The organism is Aliiglaciecola sp. CAU 1673 (genome assembly GCF_029223185.1).
In the GTDB taxonomy this organism is placed as follows: Bacteria; Pseudomonadota; Gammaproteobacteria; order Enterobacterales; family Alteromonadaceae; genus Bowmanella.
The window spans coordinates 47,765-66,745 of the sequence record NZ_JARHUG010000001.1 but is presented as its reverse complement, the minus strand read 5'-3'; the positions used below and the strand labels follow the sequence as shown (position 1 = coordinate 66,745).

Below are 18,981 nucleotides of genomic sequence, written 5' to 3'. Positions count from 1 at the left end.
ACAGGCCCTCAGCTCATCAGTTCAACGCTTCATCCACCCAGAATTTGACCCCTTTGACGGTCGCTTGAAGGGCTAACCCGGATTCTGTCAGGGTATACAGGGTAACATCACCGGTTTGCGCTTCGGCTTCGGCCGATACACCCTTATCAGCAGCCTTGGCGGCTGCATCGGCGTGCCCTCCGAAAGCCCAACCGCTGTCGATAAAGCGTTGTAGAGCGTCATGAGTGTGGAAAACCATGACAATACGATAATCCTTAGCTCCCAGGCCAAAACCTACGCCACCTTCAGCCATGTTCATGTAGGTATGCTTACCACTTTGCATATCCTTTACTACCCCATAGCCGGTGCCGGCCGACAACAGGATCAAATTAACATTGGCATTGCTGAAAACAGCATAGCCTGGAGCGGCATTGATTTGGGCACGGGTATCAGGCTTTTCCTTAAAAAGCCGGGTTAACACTTCCTCTTTCATCGACAAAATCTTCTGCTGCTTCTCGGCCTTGCTGCCATCCCCCATGGATGCACAAGCCACCAGCGCAAAACAAAGCAAGATGCTCCAACACATTCTCAAAGCGTGCATAATCTTTCCTTTTTACTGAATTTAACATCTAGTTTAGTTCATGATTTTCATGAAAAAGTTAAGACTTAGTAGTGGAGATTGTTAACGCTAAAAACCGGCAAAGTAGCAGCTGTGATTTGACCAACGACAATCCTTGCTGAAAGACCAATTCTGAGATATTTTCTGCGCCGCATTTCCAGCATCTTTTGCTTTTAAAGCTTCTTCCGGGCCATCAAATGTACGCGCTCACTCTGACTTTCTATTGGCTGAGATTTCTGCTTTCGCTATCGGTATTGGTGCTGGTATTTATCGGTATCGACAAGCCGATGGGGGAGTCCGAGCTATTTGACTATCTGATACGCTTTATCAGCCATTCGAAGACACCCACAGCCACCGCCTATAGTGCCCACGCTGCTGGCGAATTTCTGGCACCCTGGCTGCCGATTTTACTTTTCTCCCTGTTATTTTTGTTGTCTGTTAGCCTCCGCTGGCTATACCTGGCACGCTTCGTCATCCTTTTAGACACGCTTTGTGCCATGGTCTTCTCGACCTTGTTCGCTTTACCCTTACTGGCGTTAGTCGTCACTTTCACTAAACCGGTAAAAGCCGGCATCCTCAGCGCAAGAGGCAATCCGAAACATCAAAAACAACGCATAGAGCCAACCTTTGGCCCCAGCTAAAAAATGGGGTCAAAAAAATGGGGTCAGGTCTTGAAATTTGCAGCAATTCTGCAAATTTCAAGACCTGACCCCCTCCAGAGTTAAAACTCGACTTTTAGTAGCTCGGCGCTGCCATGGAAGGTCAGGCTTTTGAGCTCCTCACGGCCTTCAATATTGACCAGGTTAACCTGACTAGGCCAAATATCGCGAAGCGCATTGTGGCGCACTGAAAGGTTTGTCAGTTCCACAGGAATAGGAGTTTCCTGGTAAACCCAGAAGAACTTGCCTTCCAGTTCAAAGCCCACCAGCGACAAAGGCAACCCCTTGTCTTGCTGGAGTAGCTCGAAGCGCTCGGTAACATAGTCGGCAAACTGCTGCTGTGTTTCGGCAGATTTCATGATGTCGGCTTTGCCGCCGAAAATCTCACCCACCGCATGCTCGGCATCATGCATATAAAAACGATGCATAACTTCAATATGCCCGGTGCGGCTATTAAACAAGACTTTGGTGATGGCCGCCTTCTGCTGATGGGCGAACGCCGGCAGCCAAAGGCTGCCAGCTAATATCAAGACACATAGCCGCCTTAACATCTTAGTTGTCATCCTTCTTGTCTTCCTCGTCAGACTTCAGCTTGGTCTTGATGTCCTGCATGATGTCACGACGAATCAGATCATCCGATTTCTTGGCCTTATAGGCTTCAACCCGGGAAGGAATGATCTGGCGTGGATAGTGGTTGTTTTCCACATCCACATCGGCGGTTTCCCAACGCGGATCGACAGTAACCTGCTTCAGTTCTTTGTCCTTGTCTGTCACGATCAATTTCTTCACCGCTTTAGGACTGCGGCGCCAGATCTCGGCAGGGATGCGCATCATCTCACTGCTACCGTCCGTGTAGTCCAGTTGCAGGATAATAGGCATCACCAAGCCGCCCAGGTTAGAAAACTCCATCACGTAGTAATTTTTATCTTCCTTAACCGCGCGCTCAAACGCCTCGCGCTCCCAATCTTCAAGGTCTTTCAGGAACTTGCGATATTGATTGCGCTCTTTGTTGGTCACGGTAAAGCGGTCGTTTTTGTCGTAGAAGTCATCCAGATCCTGGTTTTTGTCGACCCACAGTTCGATACCTTCAACGCGGTTGCGCTCCACCGTTAAAGATAAAGGTTTGTTTTTCTCTTCCAAACGACGACGCTCGAAGTCGATATCCGGATCCTCGGTATCAATGCGTAGCTTGTAGATCTTGTCGATGCTGATATCCACATGATCGGTGCTGTAGAACCAGCCGCGCCAGAACCAATCTAAATCCACGCCACTGGCCTCTTCCATAGTGCGGAAGAAATCTGCCGGGGTTGGACGCTTGTACTTCCAGCGACGGGCATACTCCTTAAAGGCGAAGTCAAACAGCTCACGGCCCATAATGGTTTCGCGCAGAATATTCAGGGCGGCAGCGGGTTTGGTATAGGCATTGGGACCAAACTGCAGGATGCTGTCCGACTGGGTCATCACCGGCACTTGATTGGTAGATTTCATATAGTCAGTGATATCTCGCGGCTCTACCCCCCATGGGATCTCAGGATCCCACTCACGTCCAGCCACACCATCGAGGAAGCTGTTTAGCCCCTCATCCATCCAGGTCCACTGGCGCTCATCCGAGTTAACCACCATGGGGAAGTAAATATGGCCGATTTCATGGATCACCACACCAATCAAATAGCGCTTCTCTGCCTGGGAATAGGTACGGGTGCCATCATCCTGTAATTCGGTGCGCGGACCATTAAAGGTAATCATCGGATATTCCATACCGCCCACCGGACCGTTTACCGACTGCGCCACCGGATAGGGATAATCGAAGGAGAAACGGGAGTAAACTTGCATGGTGTGGATCACCGACTCAGTGGAGTATTTCTTCCACAGGTCGCCACCTTCCTTAGGATAAAAAGACATGGCCATCACCAGCGGCATCTCATCGCCCCCTTGGGCGTAGCCGCGGGCATCCCACATGAATTTACGGGAAGAAGCCCAGGCAAAGTCTCGCACTTTGTCGGCCTTGAATTTCCATACCTTGCGCTTATTGGTGCCTTCTTTTTCGTTCTCAAGGGCTTCTTCTTCAGTCACCACAAACACCGGACGCTTGGCAGTTTCAGCTTGCTTTAAGCGTTTACGCTGTTCGCTGGACAACACTGCATCGGCGTTTTGCAAGGTACCAGTGGCCGCGACGATATGGTCCGCCGGTACATCAATTTCCACCTCGTAGTTACCGAACTCCAGGGTAAATTCACCGCGTCCCAAGAACTCCTTATTGGTCCAGGCTTCATAATCGGTGTAAGCATGCAAACGTGGGAACCACTGGGCTAACTGAAAAATATCATTGCCACCTTCACGGGCGTCTTTGGGGAAATGCTCATAGCCGCCCCGAGCCGAAACCGCATTTTCTTCCGGCAGGTTAAAGGCATAGCTCAGAGTAAAGTCTAATTGCTGGCCAGATTTTAGTGGCTCCAGCAGATCGACTCGCATATTGGTACCGACGATTGTGACCTTCAGTTTGCGGCCTTTGGCGTCTTTGACTTCAGCTATATCAAAGCCCATCTGGTTGTCGGCCAAAAATTGCTGGCGACGCAGTTCATCCAGGCTCAGCTTGGCCGGTGTTTCACCGTCGCCCGCTTGAGTTGCCGGGCCACGACGGCCAATGCCGGCAAAAGCATTGGACAATTCGGACATAGAGTCCGCTTTAAGCTCATTCTGTTCCAGTTGCAGCCACAAATAACGCAGTGTATCCGGCGAGTTGTTGAAATACCTTATTTGCTGCACAGCGCTTAAGCGGCGTTTGTCTTCGTCCAGACGTGCCTGAATTTTGTAGTCCACTTGCTGCTGCCAATATTGATGACCGGGCTCTCCGGCAGCATTTCGATATATGTTAGCGGTGGGCAGCACTTCATCCAGTTGACGGAATTTATCTTCGAAATCCCCTTTAGTCTGGCGAATGGCATCGGCAGAAGCATTTAGCGCAACAGCACCAAGCGCAACCGCACCGAGGAGGAGCAGGCGTGTCTTCATAGGCAATTCCTTACTACAGAATATCCACCATGATCTGCATGCTACAGAGCATTTCACTTGAGCGATCATGGCAATAAAAAAAGCGCCTGAGCATATCGAACTTGGCAGCGACAAGTAAGGCCTAACCCCCTGCCCTTCGACAAAGTAAAGAAAAAGTCGGTTCAAACGCACTTTTACCGTATATTAAAATCAACTATCTCTTCGTTTTGAGGTCGACATGCATTTCTGGCTGTTGTTGACGCTACTAGCGAGCAGCGTGCTGGCACAGCAACCAGATAGGGAAGTCGATTCGAAGGCAAGCATTCAGTGGGCCATTCCCGACGCCCCACCCTTTCATATTGTCAGCGGTGAGCTTGCGGGGCAGGGTTTCTGTGACCACTTGACCAGCGCAATATCCGATGCCATGCCCACAATAGAGCATCATTTCACGGTCATGCCACATCCGCGTATTGCGATGTTGCGCGAGCAGAAAGCACCACTTTGCTTCCCCTGTATGATAAAAAGGGAAGATACTGACTCTACGCTCTACAGCAATGCGACCCATTTTTATCCGCCGCACCGGTTGCTTACCCGCCCTGAAATAGCGAAACGACTGGAAGCCCAGTTTGGCAACCCGGTCTCTCTGCAATCCCTGTTGGCCAACCACAATTATCGCCTGGGACTGACCATGGGTCGCAAATACAGTCAACCGCTGCAATCCATCATTGATGACAACCCCCGGGCCTCTTTTACCCACCAGGATATATCGGCAAGCCTTGGTGCCTCCGGGGTCTTGGAACTGATAGAGAAAGGAAGGCTGGATTACACCATCGACTATGCGGTCGTGGGTCGCCATTACCAAAAGACACGCGGGCTTGAGGTCAGCGCATTGCCCATTGCCGAAAATCAGCACGATTTTGTAATAGGCGCCATTGGCTGCAGTAACAGTGAATGGGGGCGTCATGCCATTGAAAGCATCAATCAGGCCATCCCCCAATTGCGTCAATCACAACGCTTTTTGCAAGGCATCGAGCAATGGCTGGCAGAAGAAGGTCTTCCTTATTGGCCGACCTTCCATCGTTTAATTAACCAATCATCAGTTTCGCTGAGCGCGCCTGTTGATACCGCGGAAAAGCCATAGCGCGAAAACCCAAAGCCAATTGCCGGCACCACCGGCACTCCCCATGTTGTCACCGCCCTGACTATTGGCTGGTGGCAAGGTACCGCCACTGCTGGTACCGGCATCAACAACCACAATGTCTTCTATCAGAACCAAGTTGTCTCCCTGCACTTCGGTACCTTGTTGGGCATCACCCGCCGTGTAGTCTCGAAGTGGCAACTCATTAAAAGGCTGCCCCAGGTTAAAAGTGGGTAACGAAGCAATGGCATCGACTACCTGCATACCGTCACCCAGCACTCGTCCAAACACGGTAAAACCACCGTTCTGACCGTCTAAATTTAAACTGTTATCCGCAAGATTAATAAACCACTGTGAGGTGGCGCTGTTGGGATTGCCGGCCTGCTTGGCCATGGCAATGGTGCCGCGCACATTGGAGAAGACTGGCTCGTTGACTACGGCCGGCCCTACGCTGATGGGATCCGGTGGCATTTCACCGCTGAATTGAAAACCGCCACTTTGCACCACAAAGCCCGACACTGAACGATGCACCAGCGTATCTTCAAAGGCACCGGCATTCGCATACCCCAGAAAGTTCTGCACCGTTTTCGGTGTGTGCTGGTCGAACAGCTGCACCTGAAAACTGCCCAGGACTGTTCTAAATTCCACTACTGTGGCCCAGGCACCGCTTGTAAATCCCATCACCCCGATCAGCAACACAAAATATTTAGCCATTTTCCCTCCCGTATATCGCTGCTGGTAGCATAGGCAAGACGGGAAACGGAATCTTTATCAGTTTGTAGCGTTTTGTATTTGCCTGTAGCCAAAAAGGTTAATCGGTTTTGTCCTTTAACAAGGTCTGCAAATTTTCCATCAGGTGAATAGGCACCGGAAAGATAATGGTATTGCTCTTGTCGCCAGCAATCTCCGTAAGGGTCTGCAAATAGCGAAGCTGCAGCGCCTGGGACTGCTCAGACAGGGTCTTGGCCGCGCTTAACAGTTTCTCTGCGGCTTCATGCTCGCCCAGCGCATGGATAACCTTGGCCCGTCGTGTACGCTCGGCCTCGGCTTGTCTTGCAATGGCGCGGATCATGCTCTCATCCAAATCCACATGCTTAATTTCGACATTGGAGACTTTGATTCCCCAGGCATCTGTCTGCCTGTCCAGGATCCCCTGTATATGGGTATTCAGCTTTTCACGTTCAGCCAGCATATCGTCCAGTTCATGCTGCCCAAGCACCGAACGCAGGGTAGTTTGTGAGAGCTGACTGGTAGCCGCCAAATAGTCCTCCACCTGAATAATGGACTTTTGTGGATCGACCACCCGGAAATAGACCACTGCGTTGACCTTGACCGACACATTATCACGGGAAATCACATCCTGAGTGGGCACATCCATCACCACCGTGCGCAAATCTACGCGGACCATCTGCTGGATAAAGGGGATGACAATAATCAGCCCTGGACCTTTAACCTCCTGGAAACGGCCAAGTAAGAAAATCACACCGCGTTCGTATTCTCTTAGCACGCGGAACATGGACACCACAAACATCACCAGCAGGAATATCAGCGCCATCCAGAAATAAGGTATTACAATCGGACTATTCATCGGTTTTCCCCTTGGTTTTCTCCACCTCCAGCACCAGGCCATCGATGCTCCTGACCTTGATCTTATCGCCAATGGCTAGCGGCTGCCGGCATCTGACCTCCCATAACTCGCCATCCACCCTTGCCAGCACCCCTTGCGTAGCAAGCTGTTCCACTTCGCCTTCTGCGCCCAACAAATGTTCAGCCCCGGATACCACCGGATTGCGCCGGGTTTTGATAAGCATGCCGATGGTCAGAAAGGTAAAAGCAGCGCTGGCCAGCACCACCGCCCCTATTAAAGGGTAAGCAATCTGAAAATCGGGATGAGGTGTATCCATCAGCATAATTGAGCCCATCACCAAGGCTACTGCACCGCCAATGCCCAGGATGCCAAAGCTTGGTACCACGGCCTCAGCTATCATCAGGCCCACTCCCAGAGCGATCATCGCCACCCCGGCATAATTGACCGGCAACACCTGAAAGGCATAAAGAGCCAGCAAAATACAAATGCCGCCCACAATGCCGGGGCCACCCATGCCTGGATTGGAAAACTCAAAAATCAGACCGTAAATGCCGAGCAGCATCAGGATATAGGCCACATTGGGATTGGTAAGAACAGATAAAAACTGATGACGCCAGGAGGCTTCAAAAAGCCGCACTTGCTGACCGGCCAGAGACAATGTCAGGGGCTTTTCGTGCACCACCACCTTTTGTCCATCAAGCTGATTCAATAAGGCGGGCAAATCTTCCGCGACAACATTGATGACTTGCTGCTCCAGGGCGTCCTGCGCCGACAGGCTGGCGGCATCACGCACCGCTGCAGCGGCCCATTCCTTATTGCGCTGACGAAGTTCAGCCAGTCCCTGAATATAGGCAATTGCATCATTGAGGATTTTTCTCTCCATAGCGCTTGCCGGCTGTTTTCCCTGATCTTGTCCCGACGGCGAGGCGGGTTGTCCGCCACCGATTTGCACCGGGGTTGCCGCACCTAATGTGGTAGCCGGGGCCATGGCCGCCAGATGACTGGCATACAGGATATAGGTACCGGCACTTGCTGCTCTGGCCCCTTTTGGAGCCACGAACCCCACCACCGGAATTTCAGAAGCCAGAATGCCCTGGATAATGGCTCGCATTGACTGGTCCAGGCCGCCTGGGGTGTCCATGCGTAGCACCACCAAAGAGGCCTGCGCCTGATGGGCAGCATCCAACCCGGATATGACATATTCGGCCGTGGCTACGCCGATGGCATCCCGAATATCCAAGACCCATACTTCGGCTTTGCAAATGCCGGAGATCAACAATAACCACGACAGCAATATGCGCCGTAAAATGTTCACATCACTTACTTTTCTTGAGCTTTATCACCAGTATAGCCAAGACTGTGACTGACCTTATCGAGGAGGTAGAAAACCGACTGGTAGGGAACGCCGCTATGTTGGCTCAGGCCAATTTCGCAGGTGCGATTGTCAGAAATACCCTGATGACAATCACCGGGCACTTGGGCCTTAAGCCCGGTCAGGGCACTTTGATTGAGCTCCGGTAAGGTCAGGCCCTTATTGCCGGCAAATCCACAACAGTGAATATCCTTAGGCACAATCACTTTTGTACTGCAGGCTTTGGCTACTTCAAGCAGCGCCTGCTCAGAACCCTGTCGTTTTGCCGAGCAACTGATATGCAGCATAACAGGCTCGGAAAGCGGGCGGATATGCAGCTTGGGAAGCACTTTATCGCGGATAAAGCTGGCGGGATCATGGATTTCCAGACCCGTTGATGCTCGTCTGAGTTGCAAGGCGCAACTGGCAGCATCGATAAGCACCGGCACGCTTTTATCATCCGCCATGGCTATCAACTTGTCCCGGGCTTCCTCAAGTTTGCTATTGGCCAAAGTTGTCTGCCCCTGGCTCTCCCAGGGTTGGCCACAACACAGGACGTCGGCATCATCGACTAACAACATGTGATAACCGGCCTTTTTCAGCACCGAAGCGATCACCTGAAATACAGGCCTTTCATCTTGCGCCCCAGGTTGCACACCAAACCAACGATTGGCGCAACTGGGGAAATAAATCACCGGTTGCCCCCTGCCGGCAAGCTCAACCACATTTTCCGCCGGTCCTGGTAAGGCTGGATTCCATTTGGGTACCCCTTTGACACTGATGTCGTAAAGGCCATTGGAAATCTTTTCGGTGACAGCTTCACCGAGCAGATCGCGGCTAATGGCGGCGCTTTTAAGGGCAAAGCGGGCCAGTTGTCCGGTCATTTTCCAATGTGTAGCGCTAAAGCGACTTAGTGGGGAGGCTTGGCGCCGGCCTCTCAGAGACTTAATAAAGGCCCCGGTATCAATACCTACGGGACAACGACTGGCGCATAGCCCGGTGGCCGCGCAACTGTCGATGCCAAGGTACTGATAATCTTCTCCCACCTGCTGGCGGCTTTTAGGATCAAGACCATTTTTTTGTGACAACTGCCGCCATAGGGCAATACGCTGCCTGGGCGTCAGGGTGAGTTCTTTGGAAGGACAAACCGGCTCACAAAACCCGCATTCGATACATTCGTCAATTTGCGCATCTACCGCAGGTATGGCCTTCAGGTGTTTAAGATGTGCTTTCGGATCGTCATTAATAATTACGCCAGGGTTGAGCGTGCCCCTGGGGTCAAACAGGCGTTTCAGTTCGCGCATAATGCCATAAAGCTCGTCGCCCCACTCCTGGCGCACGAAAGGCGCCATATTGCGGCCAGTGCCGTGCTCTGCTTTCAGCGCACCACCAAACGCAAGGATCTCCTCCGCTACCGCCTGCATCATGGCATCGTAGCGGCCAACCTGCTCGTCATTATCAAATGCCTGGGTAAAAACGAAGTGCAGATTCCCCTCGAGGGCATGTCCAAAAATTATGGCGCGGTGGTAGTCATATTGTGCAAACAGGCCATGCAGTCGTTCTACCGCTTTAGCCAGGTATTCGATAGGTACCGCCACATCTTCGATGATCACAGTCGTACCAGGTTCGCGGTTGGCGCCCACGGCAGGAAACAGCCCTTTGCGAATGGCCCAAAGCAACTGTTCTTGCTCACCCTGACAAAAAGGCGCGGCGCATATCAGTCTCTGGCGGCTATTTTCCAATAACGCCTGTACTTCGACTTGTTGCCTGGCCAGTGTCTCATTATCTGACGCACCCAATTGAATCAGTAACGCGGCAGCTTCCTCTGGCAGCTCCCCCTGCCACTTTGGCATTCCCTGCTTTTGCGCAACCGCAGCCAAAGCGCTGGCATCCATCAACTCCACCGCCTGTACATCCAGCTGGCGAAGCGCGGACACCAGCTCGCAACAATGTTCGATATGATCAAAAACGAAAAGGCCGCTGGTTTGATAAGGGGCAAGGGGCACCGATTGGTAAGTGATATCGGCGATAAAACCTAAAGTCCCCTCCGAGCCAATCATCAGGTGCTTGATTTGCTCAATCGGGCAATCAAAGTCCAATAGCGCATTGATGCCATAGCCGGTGGTGTTTTTAAGGCGATATTTGTGCCGCACCTTGTCGGCCAGCGAGGGGGTCGCCTGCAATACCCGGGACAATCTGGAGAGCCCGGCCAACAGTTTGGGATGTCGGCGGGTCAGCACTTCCAGGCAATCGGGTGATGCGGTATCCACCAGCGTCCCGTCGGCCAACAGAAGACGCATCTGCTCCACCGTATGGTAACTGTTATGCTTAACCCCACAGCACATACCCGAAGCATTATTAGCAGCTATCCCGCCAATCTTGCAGCTATCAATAGAGGCCGGATCCGGCCCCAGTTTATAGCCGAAGGGCTTTAACATCTCATTGGCGCGGGCACCAATAACACCAGGCTGCAAACGGATTTTTGCGCCCTTTTCCAGTACCTCGGCCTGTCGCCAATTAGATGTCAGTAACACCAGTACCGAATCGGTTACCGCCTGACCGGACAAACTGGTACCCGCCGCCCTGAAGGTGACCGGCACCCGGAATTCACCGGAACAGGAGAGCAGCCGCTGCATCTGCTCGATATCATCGATACGTACCAGAAGCTTGGGTACCAGATGATAAAAGCTGGCATCCCCGGCGTGCGCCAACCGCAGGGAAAGGTCATCGATGATCGCCTTTTCAGGCAAAAACTGGCGCAGTGCGCGGCAAAATCCGTCGAAATCCATGGGGTAAGCCGAGTGAATACCTTCGAACTAGGTTAATAGCAATATGAAGAGGCGGCAAGAAGGGTCACAATTACGGCAGTAATATAGCTTGCACCGAAAAGCAAGTTGACAACTTTTTTTTGCAAGATATATTACCAGTGAAATGGATAAATGTAGATTAGGTTTAAAAAGTCAAGATCAACGGAAGATAGATGAGATTTCTGGTTTTAGTCTTTATTACAACTCTAGCTCTTTCTATTAAAGCAAGCGCCGAACAATATTTAACTTGCAACACTTGCATCAATCAGTTTCAAATGCATTCAGTGGCCAGAAGTGCAGCCGAAGGAAATGTAACAAGCAATGGGTACACTGATGATATATTCGTTGCAAATTTTAAGACAGCTCAAATATCAGGATGGAGAATATCGGTTCAGTATAGTTTAAATAATAACGGTGAAATTGATGTTGTTTCCACTTCTTCACCAGTCTCTGTCCCGAGCGATCTCCAAGCTAAAGTAGACGATGCTTCCAGAAACGAAGTCTTTGCGCTTAAGAAGGTCTTTGTACCGGGCGAAAGTGGATTTACTAGTGCATGGGATATTGCAAGAAATACAAGCAATAGAGAAAGACTAGATGACTGGTTTCATGACAATCATCCGGTGAGTTATTGGCTTTCCACACTCGGGGTTGTACTTGCTGGACATTTTTACAATCCCATCAATGGCTTAGAGTATATTTTCGAATTTGAAGATGGCAGCACATTAATAATGACTGCACCACATGCAAACCAGGCTAAGCTGCGACTCGATTATAAAGAAAACAGTTCAAGTGATGTTGACGGCAATATGATTTCCGATGCTGGAGAATCCTTCTCTGGTGAATATACCTTTAATTCTGTTGATTCAATGAATGACTATATAAATAGGGCTTCTATGTATGGGGTTAGGGTTGTCAATGTAAGTGTTGGCGCCGGCGCCAGAACATACTATGTCGTTATTTTAGAGCATTAAGAAGGATAATCATGCTAGATATGTTACATGACGGAACCATCTCTCCCCTTTGGATATCCGTATTTATTTATTCAATAGCTTGCATATTAATTAACGTTGTGATGGCTAAATCGAAAAATTACTCAGCAAGAACAGCGATAATCCTTGGCTTAATACCTTTTGCAAATGTTATTTTTGCATTGATTTACTTAGGCCTGCCAAAAAAATCTGATTAAAAACTAATAATCTGACTGCCATCGTCAGAAAGGTTAATGGTATGCCTTATTTTCATCCTATCAACACGGCAATGAGGATAAGGCTAGTTCGTATCTGACTGGCATTCATGGTGTATAAAAGGAATCCTCATGAGCACTAATTCCACTTGCCGCCAGAAATAGGGTGGTCAAGGATAAAGCAGATAAGCTTGGCGTTTTACATTAAAGCCGTCTAGTTTTGGCTGCCAGCTGGCACGGATTTCGGCTTCGCTTTGACCGGCTTCGATGGCCAGGCGCAATTTATCGGTGCCGGCCAGCTTATCCATAAAGGCGGGGGCGTCGAAAAAGGCTTCGCCCTTTTTGGCAAAGACCTGATACCAACGCAAAAGATGGCTTAAGTCCAAGCCATTTGCCGGATATTGACGTAAATCCTCCCCTAACAGCGGCGTATCTTGTAGTTTGGGTTTACTGGCGCCGGGTTTGGAGACAGGGGTAAAGCTGAAAACGGCCCCTGGTGGCTGGATTGTATCGTGGCCTATGACCTGGAACGGAAAGTCAGTACCCCGACCAATGCTGATAGGGGTGGCTTCGAAAAAGCCCAGCGAAGGATAAAGGGCTACCGCCTGGGCATTGGGCAAATTCGGACTGGGTTTGATGGGCAAGTCATAGGACATCTCTCGCTGATAGCCCTGCATGGGAATAACGCTAAGAGAGAGGGGCTTTTCACTTTTCAGCCAGCCCTCACCGACTATCATTTGCGCCAACTCTCCCACCGTCATACCGTGCAGCAGCGGAATCTCATGCATCCCCACAAAGGAACGAAAAGCAGGTTCAAGCACAGGGCCATCCACATAAGCGCCATTCGGATTGGGCCTGTCCAGCACCATAAAGGGTAAGCCGGCATCAGCGGCCGCTTCCATCATCAGATGCATGGAGCTGATGTAGGTGTAATAGCGTACGCCCACATCCTGAATATCGAAAACCAGGATATCCAAGTCGTTTAAGGCGTCGGGCGCTGGCTGTTTGCGCTCACCATAGATGGAGTAAATAGGCGTACCGGTGCGGGAGTCCACACCGCCGTCAATGCTGGCACCGGCATCGGCTTCGCCACGAAAGCCATGCTCCGGAGCAAAGACCCTGGCCACCTTAACGCCACTTTCTAACAGAAAATCCAGCAGATGCTGCTCACCCACCCTGGCGGTCTGATTAACAATCAGACCGATGCGTTTGTCTTTAAGCTGCGGCAAATAGCGCTCGCTTTGTTCAGCACCGAGCCTGAAAACGGGTGTCGAATCGGCCGAACAGCCAGCCAAAGCAGGCAAACCAAACAAGAACCCGCAGAATATCAGAAGAAATACTGTTGGCATTAACCTCGCCATGCTTGCACCGCTTTGCGTAAAAAGCCCTGATGCTTGGCCAGCAAAGCCTTACCCGCTTCTCTGTCTAAGTTGGTTAACACCAACAAGATGGCTAGCTTGGCTTGATTTTCAGCCTGTTCCAGCGCCTTCCTGGCCGATTGTTCATTACAGGCCGTGGCCTGCATCACAATTCGAACCGCTCTGGCCTTAAGCTTTTCATTGGTGGCAGCCACATCCACCATCAGATTTTCATAGCTTTTGCCGCTTCGGATCATGGCGCCGGTGGAAAGCATATTCAGCACCATTTTCTGTGCAGTACCTGACTTCATTCTGGTGGAGCCGGTCAGGGCCTCAGGCCCCACCGCTACGGAAATAGCCAGTTCTGCCGCCTGTGCAACCTTAGAGCCGGGATTACAGGACAGTCCAACGGTTTTAACCCCCAGTTCCCTGGCATAAGCCAGGCCGCCCAGCACATAAGGGGTGCGGCCGCTGGCGGCAATACCCACCAGCACATCTTTTGGGCTTACACTAATGGCCTGTAGGTCCTGCTTGCCCAACTCCTGATTATCTTCGGCCCCTTCTACCGCCTTAAACATGGCTTTTTCGCCACCGGCAAGCAGTCCCACGACCAATTCCGGCGACACGCCGAAGGTAGGTGGGCACTCCACAGCATCCAGCACTCCAAGACGGCCGCTGGTCCCGGCCCCCTGATAAATCAGCCGCCCGCCTGATGCAAAAGCATCAGCAATCCAATCCACTGCCTGGGCGATTTGCGGCAGCACCGCCTGCACGGCCAGCGCCACGCTTTGGTCCTGCTCGTTGATACGCTCCAGCATTTGCGACGTGGGCAACAGATCCAAATCCATGGTGCGGGAGTTGCGCCCCTCCGATTGCAGGGATGCAAGCTCAGTCAGCAGATTATTGGACATTTCAGGCCTCCGCTAAGGCAATAGCACGCTCGGCCAACAGACAAGCACCATCCAGCGAGGTACCACGAGCAGTAATCACACGGGATTTCAGGGGCTCATTAAGGTGCTTTAGGCTGATATCGGCAAGTCCCCCGGTTAGCACCACGGGCAAGTTGTCGCCGGTGGCTTTGATTAAACGCACCACCGCCTGCATATGCTGCTGAAACAGGCTTTGCGCCAAAGGACACCACTCCATTTTTTCGAGGATGGCAGGCACCAGCGCCGCGTAGGAAGTCGGTGTTGCCCTGCGTAACCAACCCAAAATGGCATCAGCATCCTGTCCCAGTTGGGATTGCAAATAGCGGCCAGTGTCGGTCACAGGCTTTGCATGGATATCCAATTCCCAAAGCAAGGCACTGACGGCATTGACCCCCAGACGAGCACCGCCACCTTCATCGCCTACCAATAATCCCCAGCCGCCAATCTGTCTCTCCCGGCCTTGCTTGTCCAATGTCATGGCCACCGAGCCGGTGCCCAGCGCTACCACTGCCACTGGCTCGCCCAGATTGGCGCCATAGGCCGAGGTTTTGGCATCGGTCAGCACTTCCACCTCGCCGAAATAGGCCGACAACGCTTTTGTTGCCTGTTGATTTAGCGCCGCTTCACCGGCACCGGCCAAACCACATACCAAATAAATATCCTGAGTGCTGCAATGGGCTTGCTTGCACAGGTCTTGCGCCAGCTTGACTATCTCTGCTACCGCTTTTTCTACTCCCAGGGTCAGGGAGGACGGCTCGGCGCGGCCTTCAAACCGTTCACCGCTTTGAACACAATGCAGACGCCCTACCGTTTTACTGGCGCCACCGTCAATACCTAAAAAATATTGCCAACTCATCAAATACGTCTCTCGGATTGGGGGCTTTTCCCCATCAGACACACCATTGTGGCGACCAATGCCCCCAGGCAAAGTTGCCAACTAAAACCCAATTCAAATTGCCATTGCGCGGGTAAATACCACGCCATCAAATAGGGCTGCATAGCCAGGGTAAACAAAAATCCTGTGGCCAATGCCGCCGCCACAGATGCCGGACTGCCGCGATGGGTAAACAAAGCGGTGAAGTATACGCCCAGCAGGCCGCTGTAGGAAAACACCATCACACTTAAGGCAAAGGCCAACAGCGGCATATCTGAGTAGCGCTGCCAATAAAAACACAATGCCGCCATGGCGCAAAGCGCTAAGGCGGCTATTACCATGCCCCATTGTCCGGCGCGCACATAGTGTTTTTCCGGCAAAGCCCCGCGGCGCGCCCGCCAGGGCCGGTACAAATCCTCTACCAACACCGATGACATGGCATTCAACCCGGAATTGAGAGTAGATAAGGCCGCCGCGATGACCCCCACCGCCACCAAGCCTTTAAGGCCCGCGGGCAACTCATTAAGCACATAGTACATAAACACGCCAATCGGCTCGCCCTCGAAGCTGGGTGTTTCAAGGCCGCTGGCGCTGCCCATTAAATCCGGACGCTGGTAAAAGAGATACAGCAACAAGCCAATCAGGATAAACACCAACATCACCGGGATCACCCATACCACTGACCACAGTAGTGCCTTGGCACCTTGCCTGGCATCTTTGCAACTGAGCATGCGCTGGGTCATATCCTGATCTAACCCAAAGGCGGCGATATTCAATAGCACAAAACCGGTCAGCGCCGACCACAGGCTAAACACCCCACCGGGACCAAAATCCAGCCGCGTATCGATCAGGGTAAATTTGGATAATTCCCTGTCCAGCGGATGTTCCAAAGCCGATAGCATCTGCGACCATTCCAGCGGCATTTGCATAAACAGATAGCCCAGCACCAATAGCGCCGCGCCTACATATAGAGCGCAGTGGATCACATCGGAATAAATCACCGAGCGAATGCCACCCACCAGCGAATACAGCAGGCCAACCAGAGTCAGTACCAATAGGGCGCTGAGTACCGAGGAAGCGTGAATATCGTTAAACAGGATCATGGCCAGCGCCAGTGCAGCCATAAACAGGCGCGCACCGCTGGCAAACACCCGCCCAAACAGATAGAGCAAACTGGCCTGGGATTTGGCGCCGGCGCCAAAACGTTGCTCCAGCAACTCATACACCGTGGTCACCCGCAGTGCATAAAACTTGGGAATTAGCCAGTAAGCCACCAGCAGTGCGGCAATCATGGCACCGATATTGGTGGCCAGATAGCTTAAATCGCTGCGATAGCCCTGCTCCGGACCGCCCAAGAATGTGGCCGCCGATTGGGAGGTAGCCAACACCGAAATGGCCACCATCCACACCGGCATCTGGTTACCGGCCAGAAAATATTCCCGGCTGGACGCCGCCTGGCGGCGACTAAAGTACCAGCCGCTACCCAGCATCAACAGGGCATAGGCGGCAAATACCGTCCAATCCAGCCAGGCAAATTGACTCTCCATGCTTTAACTACAGTCCCGCGTTGTATGGCCAAGCTTCCTGGCATACTATCTTATCTAATGTCGGTTTCCCGCCTATACCAATAAATAATCTCTATGCGCGCCACTACCCTGTTGTTTTTTATCCTTGCTCTGTGCACCAACCCAGCCCAGGCCAACAGCCTGCGTCAGGATCTGGCGCAAAAATTAATCATCGACTTTCGTTACTTTTGTCAGGACAGTAAAAAACCTTGTCGTACGCCGATGACTGAATTGCCAAAAGAGGCCGCTAAGTTACTGGCCAAAGAAGGGGTTGGCGGCGTGATCCTGTTCGGCGAAAACCTGCAGTCCCTTGAGCAAATCATCAACCTGAATCGAGCCTTGCAGCAGGCTAATGCCAAATCCAAGGCTGGTGTGCCCTTGTTTTTGGCTATCGATCAGGAAGGCGGCCGGGTCGCCCGCATCCCCAGACAACTAACACCGGCGTTTTCCGGCAATATGGCCATAGGCGCCACTTATGCCAGGCACGGTATGCAGTTCGCAGAGCAAACCGGTCATGCTCTGGCCCAACAGTTAAAGGCCCTGGGTTTTAACCTGAATTTTGCGCCGACGCTGGATGTTAACGTCAACCCGGACAATCCGGTGATTAATGTGCGCGCGTTTTCGGCAGATCCGGTGATGGTCGCCGAATTGGGTCTGGCCCAACTAAAGGCGATGCAACAACAAGGAGTCATGGGCGCGGTCAAACATTTCCCCGGCCATGGTGATACGGAAGTAGACAGCCATACCGGCCTGCCCCGGGTGGATCATGACAAGGCCACCATTGAAAGGGCCGATCTTTTGCCCTTCCAGCGCCTGATTAGCGCCGGTGAAGTAAAGATGCTGATGACCGCCCATATCCAGTATCCGGCCTTGGATAGCAGTAAAATCGTCAATAAGCGTGGTGAGAGCATGCTGCGACCCGCCACCTTGTCCAAAGCCATTTTAACCGATCTATTGCGCGACGAATTAGGCTACCAGGGCCTGATTGTCACCGATGCCCTGGATATGGCAGGCGTTGCCCACTTTTTTGAGCCGGAGCAGGCCGTTATTGAAACCTTCAAGGCCGGTGCCGATATCGCGCTGATGCCACTACTACTCAATAGCCCCAAGGCGATGACACGCCTGTCCATACTCCTGGATGCCCTTGAAGCGGCGGTTAAAAGTGGCGAACTGGACGCCAGGGCCATCGGTGCATCGGCCAAACGTATTCGCGAAGCCAAAACCAACATGGCATTTTCAGATAACCTGGGTACACCGGTGAGCCAGGCGTTGGCCAAGGCAAATGCAGCACTTACCGACCCAGCCCTGAAGACCTTGGAAGCCCAATTGGCCGATGCCTCGCTGACCCTGGTTAAAGGCCAAAGCGCGGCCTTGGCGAAGAAGGTGAAAAGTCTGCATTTAGTGCTACCTGATTGGGGCAAATGTCTGGCCCTCACCCAGGCCCTTGCACGGGAAATGCCTGCCCTTACCACCAGTTGCAGCAGCCTTCGTAGCTTTGAAGAAAGCAAAGCCTTCGCGGCGATTAAAAAGGCGGATGCCTTACTGTTAGCCAATATCAACCCGGCACAAAGCAGCAGCGAATGGGGCCCCTGGGATTGGGACTTATCCGGCGCTGTGGTCAATGAAGAAGAGCGCCGGCATTTGCTTCCCAGATTACTGCTACAAGCCCAATCAGAGGGTAAGCAGAGCATTCTGGTCAGCCTGCGCGCACCTTACGATATAGCCCAATTAGGTCATCGGGCTGACGTGGTATTGGCGAGCTATGCGTATAACACCCACGAACTACAGAGCAACAGCAAGACACCGCAAATACAAGGCCCGACCTTTGATGCTCTTGCCCGGGCGCTGGCAGGCAAATCCAAGCCTCAGGGACAGTTACCGGTGACCCTGCCGCCATCGCTCTAATTTGTTATGCTGGAAGAAAGCACGTGACAGAGGTA

At 52.0% G+C, this 18,981-nt stretch carries 15 protein-coding genes; 4 read left to right on the top strand and 11 right to left on the bottom strand.

Annotated features, from left to right (window positions below):
* Window positions 1-16: 16 nt before the first annotated feature.
* Window positions 17-580: a YSC84-related protein gene (locus tag P2G88_RS00295; protein ID WP_275793565.1), complete on the bottom strand. Its 564-nt coding sequence runs from the start codon at window positions 578-580 to the stop codon at window positions 17-19.
* A 215-nt stretch (window positions 581-795) separates the two neighbouring features.
* Between P2G88_RS00295 and P2G88_RS00290 the strand changes: the two genes are divergently transcribed.
* Window positions 796-1,239, top strand: a complete 444-nt coding sequence (locus P2G88_RS00290; RefSeq protein ID WP_275793564.1) for a hypothetical protein — start codon at window positions 796-798, stop codon at window positions 1,237-1,239.
* Window positions 1,240-1,319: 80 nt separating this feature from the next.
* On the opposite strand, the gene P2G88_RS00285 is transcribed toward P2G88_RS00290, so the two are convergent.
* Window positions 1,320-1,808, bottom strand: coding sequence for a DUF6702 family protein (locus P2G88_RS00285; RefSeq protein ID WP_275793907.1), 489 nt, complete (start codon window positions 1,806-1,808; stop codon window positions 1,320-1,322).
* Between the two features lies 1 nt (window position 1,809).
* Entirely contained in the window at window positions 1,810-4,269 is a 2,460-nt protein-coding gene (locus tag P2G88_RS00280) for a M1 family metallopeptidase (RefSeq protein WP_275793562.1), read from the bottom strand.
* 217 nt (window positions 4,270-4,486) lie between these two features.
* Between P2G88_RS00280 and P2G88_RS00275 the strand changes: the two genes are divergently transcribed.
* Window positions 4,487-5,389: a TIGR02285 family protein gene (locus P2G88_RS00275; RefSeq protein ID WP_275793561.1), complete on the top strand. Its 903-nt coding sequence runs from the start codon at window positions 4,487-4,489 to the stop codon at window positions 5,387-5,389.
* Here P2G88_RS00275 and P2G88_RS00270 read toward each other — a convergent pair.
* The 4 genes from P2G88_RS00270 to P2G88_RS00255 all read right to left on the bottom strand — a co-directional run bounded on the left by P2G88_RS00270 (window position 5,345) and on the right by P2G88_RS00255 (window position 11,114).
* Window positions 5,345-6,100, bottom strand: a complete 756-nt coding sequence (locus tag P2G88_RS00270) for a peptidylprolyl isomerase (protein WP_275793559.1) — start codon at window positions 6,098-6,100, stop codon at window positions 5,345-5,347. The two genes, P2G88_RS00275 and P2G88_RS00270, sit on opposite strands and share 45 nt — an antisense overlap.
* A 97-nt stretch (window positions 6,101-6,197) precedes the next feature.
* Complete coding sequence (locus tag P2G88_RS00265; RefSeq protein ID WP_275793558.1) at window positions 6,198-6,974, bottom strand: slipin family protein; 777 nt, start codon at window positions 6,972-6,974, stop codon at window positions 6,198-6,200.
* Window positions 6,967-8,289: a nodulation protein NfeD gene (locus tag P2G88_RS00260; RefSeq protein ID WP_275793557.1), complete on the bottom strand. Its 1,323-nt coding sequence runs from the start codon at window positions 8,287-8,289 to the stop codon at window positions 6,967-6,969. Before P2G88_RS00260 ends, P2G88_RS00265 begins: the two co-directional genes overlap by 8 nt.
* A 5-nt stretch (window positions 8,290-8,294) precedes the next feature.
* Window positions 8,295-11,114 carry an FAD-binding and (Fe-S)-binding domain-containing protein gene (locus tag P2G88_RS00255; RefSeq protein WP_275793556.1) on the bottom strand — a complete coding sequence of 940 codons (2,820 nt, stop codon included), beginning with the start codon at window positions 11,112-11,114 and terminating at the stop codon, window positions 8,295-8,297.
* Window positions 11,115-11,305: 191 nt separating this feature from the next.
* Here P2G88_RS00255 and P2G88_RS00250 point away from each other — a divergent pair, with 191 nt between their 5' ends.
* On the top strand, window positions 11,306-12,103 hold the full coding sequence (locus P2G88_RS00250) for a hypothetical protein (protein WP_275793555.1): 798 nt from the start codon (window positions 11,306-11,308) through the stop codon (window positions 12,101-12,103).
* Window positions 12,104-12,485: 382 nt separating this feature from the next.
* Here the strand turns inward: P2G88_RS00250 and P2G88_RS00245 are convergent, their stop codons facing one another.
* Genes P2G88_RS00245 through P2G88_RS00230 form a run of 4 tightly spaced genes read right to left on the bottom strand, consistent with a single transcriptional unit; the run spans window position 12,486 to window position 17,023 of the window.
* On the bottom strand, window positions 12,486-13,664 hold the full coding sequence (locus tag P2G88_RS00245; protein ID WP_275793554.1) for a DUF1343 domain-containing protein: 1,179 nt from the start codon (window positions 13,662-13,664) through the stop codon (window positions 12,486-12,488).
* Complete coding sequence (gene murQ, locus P2G88_RS00240) at window positions 13,664-14,584, bottom strand: N-acetylmuramic acid 6-phosphate etherase (RefSeq protein ID WP_275793553.1); 921 nt, start codon at window positions 14,582-14,584, stop codon at window positions 13,664-13,666. Before murQ ends, P2G88_RS00245 begins: the two co-directional genes overlap by 1 nt.
* 1 nt (window position 14,585) lies before the next feature.
* On the bottom strand, window positions 14,586-15,458 hold the full coding sequence (locus P2G88_RS00235; RefSeq protein ID WP_275793552.1) for a BadF/BadG/BcrA/BcrD ATPase family protein: 873 nt from the start codon (window positions 15,456-15,458) through the stop codon (window positions 14,586-14,588).
* Entirely contained in the window at window positions 15,458-17,023 is a 1,566-nt protein-coding gene (locus tag P2G88_RS00230) for a sodium:solute symporter (protein WP_275793551.1), read from the bottom strand. Before P2G88_RS00230 ends, P2G88_RS00235 begins: the two co-directional genes overlap by 1 nt.
* 93 nt (window positions 17,024-17,116) lie before the next feature.
* Here P2G88_RS00230 and P2G88_RS00225 point away from each other — a divergent pair, with 93 nt between their 5' ends.
* Window positions 17,117-18,946: a glycoside hydrolase family 3 N-terminal domain-containing protein gene (locus P2G88_RS00225; RefSeq protein WP_275793550.1), complete on the top strand. Its 1,830-nt coding sequence runs from the start codon at window positions 17,117-17,119 to the stop codon at window positions 18,944-18,946.
* The last annotated feature ends 35 nt before the right edge of the window (window positions 18,947-18,981 follow it).